The organism is Streptomyces sp. SID11385 (genome assembly GCF_010548245.1).
Lineage (GTDB): Bacteria > Actinomycetota > Actinomycetes > Streptomycetales > Streptomycetaceae > Streptomyces.
The window spans coordinates 1-1,118 of sequence record NZ_JAAGLR010000578.1 but is presented as its reverse complement, the minus strand read 5'-3'; the positions used below and the strand labels follow the sequence as shown (position 1 = coordinate 1,118).

Annotated in this window: 1 protein-coding gene and 1 pseudogene; both read right to left on the bottom strand. The window is 71.8% G+C overall.

Annotated elements, in window-relative coordinates:
- Positions 1–283, bottom strand: a pseudogene (locus tag G3I42_RS17585) (hypothetical protein); the annotation flags it as partial.
- Between the two features lie 13 nt (positions 284–296).
- Positions 297–809, bottom strand: coding sequence for a sigma-70 family RNA polymerase sigma factor (locus G3I42_RS17580; RefSeq protein WP_164287075.1), 513 nt, complete (start codon positions 807–809; stop codon positions 297–299).
- Positions 810–1,118: the final 309 nt, after the last annotated feature.

Sequence of the window (1,118 nt, the reverse complement as noted above, 5' to 3'; positions counted from 1 at the left end):
GTTCGGCGTCCCGCCAGGTGCCGGGATCGCCGAGGCTCGTGACGAGCGCGCGCAGCGCGCGGCGGTGGCGGATCAGCGAGCGGACCGGCTCGGTGAAGGCGGCGACGGTGAGCGCGCCCTCGCGCCGCAGCCGGGCCGCCCACCGCCGCCAGCCGCCCCAGCGCATCGCCCACCAGCGCAGCAGGACGAAGATCAGGACGAGCAGCCCGATGACGCCGAGCCAGCGGAAGATGGCGTCCGCGTGGGCGCGGAACCAGTCGAAGGGATCGGTGTTCCTGTTCACAGATCGCCGCCCCTCACGCGGCAGGGAGGGATCGGCGCAAGGCTTCGAGCGCGTAGTGGTTGCGGGACTTGACCGTGCCCTGGGGCACTCCGGTCACGCGCGCGGTCTCCGCGCGGCTGCGGTCCCGCAGATGGATGTGGACGAGCACCTCGCGGTGCTCGTGCGACAGGCGCGCCAGCGCCTCGTACAGCACCTGCCGGGTCGCCACGGCGTCGGCGAGTTCGGCTTCGCCGCCGTGGCGCGCGGGTTCCTCGGGGACGAGGCCGACGGGGACGGCCCGGTCGCGGCGGTGCGCGTCGATGGCGAGGTTGCGCGCGACGCGGTACAGCCACGCCTGGAGTCGCTGATCGCCCTCGGGGTCCAGCTCGTCGAGGGTCAGCCAGGCGCGCAGCATCGTCTCCTGCACGATGTCCTCGGCGCGGTGGAAGTCGCCGGAGGCGTGCAGGCGTGCGTAGCGCAGGAGCCGGGCGCGGTGCCGTTCGGCGGGGGGTGAAACGGGGTGTGCATCCGGGGGAACGTGGCCCATGGGTCTGCTCCAAAGACTCACTCAAAAGGATGAGGCGGGGGCGGTGAGGAGCGCTTCCGGAGAGGAGACTAAGTGGGCTGTACCACTTTCGGTAACGGCTCTTTAGCTTCGAAAACCGGCAAATGTGGTCGGACTTGGCTCAGAAAAAGCTCAGAACTTAATGACCACAACTGAGGCGCCGTCAATCCTTCGGCGTCCCGGTGACTCGTGTCCGCTCCCTGTCGGCCGGGGGTTCACCGACGCGCGGACGGGCGCGCGCGAGCGCGGGGCCGCGGCGTGGGCGCGGGGCCGCGCGGGCGGGGGAGGGGG